The sequence below is a fragment of the Ectopseudomonas oleovorans genome (genome assembly GCF_029845265.1).
GTDB lineage: Bacteria > Pseudomonadota > Gammaproteobacteria > Pseudomonadales > Pseudomonadaceae > Aquipseudomonas > Aquipseudomonas oleovorans.
This window is the reverse complement of sequence record NZ_JAOCLK010000117.1, coordinates 1-559: the sequence shown is the minus strand read 5'-3', so window position 1 is coordinate 559 and position 559 is coordinate 1. Positions and strand designations below refer to the sequence as shown.

Annotated in this window: 1 protein-coding gene and 1 pseudogene; one reads left to right on the top strand and one right to left on the bottom strand. The window is 58.1% G+C overall.

Translation table 11 applies throughout. The features are described 5' to 3' along the window. Positions 1–192 (bottom strand): annotated as a pseudogene (locus N5J71_RS22375) (IS66 family transposase); the annotation flags it as partial. Here N5J71_RS22375 and N5J71_RS22370 point away from each other — a divergent pair. After that, positions 176–559, top strand: a 384-nt coding sequence (locus N5J71_RS22370) for a reverse transcriptase domain-containing protein (RefSeq protein ID WP_279917671.1), incomplete at its 3' end; no start/stop codon positions are given. The pseudogene N5J71_RS22375 and the gene N5J71_RS22370 sit on opposite strands and share 17 nt — an antisense overlap.

Genomic DNA, 559 nt, shown 5'->3' with positions numbered 1-559 from the left:
CTCGCTGACGTCTTCACCGATGCGCTTGAGCTGGCAGCCGCAGGCACACTGGGTGCTGTCCGGCTCGTGGAGTATCAGCGTGCGCGGCAGTTCGGCCGGCAGCGGCGCTCGCTTGGGCTGCTGCCGTGGCTCGCGCTTGGCGGGCTCTGGCCGGGCTGCTTCAAGTTCTGCCTCGATGGCGGCGATATTGCTGGCGAATATCTATCTTCACTACGTGCTGGATCTGTGGGCAAGGCAGTGGCGCCAGCGGCATGCCCGTGGCGATGTAATTATTGTGCGTTATGCGGACGACAGCGTGGTGGATTTCAGGACGAAAGTGCAGGCTCAGCAATTTCTGGTGCAGTTGCAGGAACGCTTGGCCAGGTTCGGTTTATCACTCAACGCATCGAAGACACGGCTGATTGAGTTTGGTCGTTTTGCTGCGAGAAATCGTAGGAAGCGAGGCTTGGGTAAACCGGAAACGTTTGACTTTCTGGGCTTCACACATTGTTGCAGCACCAACAGACGCGGTGGTTTTCAAGTGCTGCGACTGACGGTCAAGAAGCGAATGTGTGCAACG